This is a genomic window from Paraburkholderia sp. J76 (assembly GCF_905220295.1).
GTDB lineage: Bacteria > Pseudomonadota > Gammaproteobacteria > Burkholderiales > Burkholderiaceae > Paraburkholderia.
Map to the genome: position 1 here is coordinate 1 of NZ_CAJMZJ010000045.1, position 866 is coordinate 866.

Genomic DNA, 866 nt, shown 5'->3' on the forward strand with positions numbered 1-866 from the left:
TGCCGCCGGCCCGTGTGCTACTTATACGCGCCGTCGCCAATAGCAATTGACGGGGTAGCGCATGACGTGGAACACACTTGACGTACCGCTCGAAAACGGGTGGCAGTGCACGCTGGTTCCGGGGCCACAGTATTACGACCTGACGAGCTGGGGGCGCGGCTACCGCAATATGGCGACCCGCCAGCTCTACCCAAACGCGGGGCGGGACAACTCCTCCTACTCGTGGAATACGCGGCCACTGAGCGAAGTGGACAAGAGCGAGTTGTGGGAGAAAGACCGGCTCAGATAACTTGCAGACGACCGGGCGGCCTTTGCGCGGCGTTTCCGTCCGGACTGGGACTTGCGTTCGATTACTGGCGAAAGGGCGTTGCGCGACGTTCGGGCGTTTGTCCGCGACCGGCTGAACCTGGCGCACTGGAATCTGCCGGCCGATAACGCCGGGGTCAAGAAACAGCTATGCGGTGCGGTAGCATCCGGCCAGCTTGTGCCGGTGGTGAACCGCGAATTCCGGGGCGCAGCGCGCGTGGCGCAGCCTACCCCGGGGCCACTCCACTGGCCCACGACTGGCGGCGGTGGTTACGGATATGCGCCAAGGATACTGAACGCCGACGAGTTTGACGCACTGCGACGGGCCAACGGTGAGTTGCCCCCGCTGGACTCAGGGGCTGGGATCGTGAGTGCGACGCTCGACCCACGGCCGGCCTTGGGCGTCGCTGCCACGGCTGACGATGGCTTTGGCCTGCTCGGCTTCGTTGAGCCGGCGGGACGTGCGATGCTTGGCGGTGGTGACGAAGATTCAGCCAGCGACGACGTTGGTGACGGCGGCGCTTCTGACGATGACCTGTTCAGCGCGGATTCTGGTGACG

General features: G+C 64.8%; 1 pseudogene. It reads left to right on the forward strand.

Annotated elements, in window-relative coordinates:
• Positions 1 to 340 precede the first annotated feature (340 nt).
• Positions 341 to 866: pseudogene (locus U5768_RS31830) on the forward strand (hypothetical protein); the annotation flags it as partial.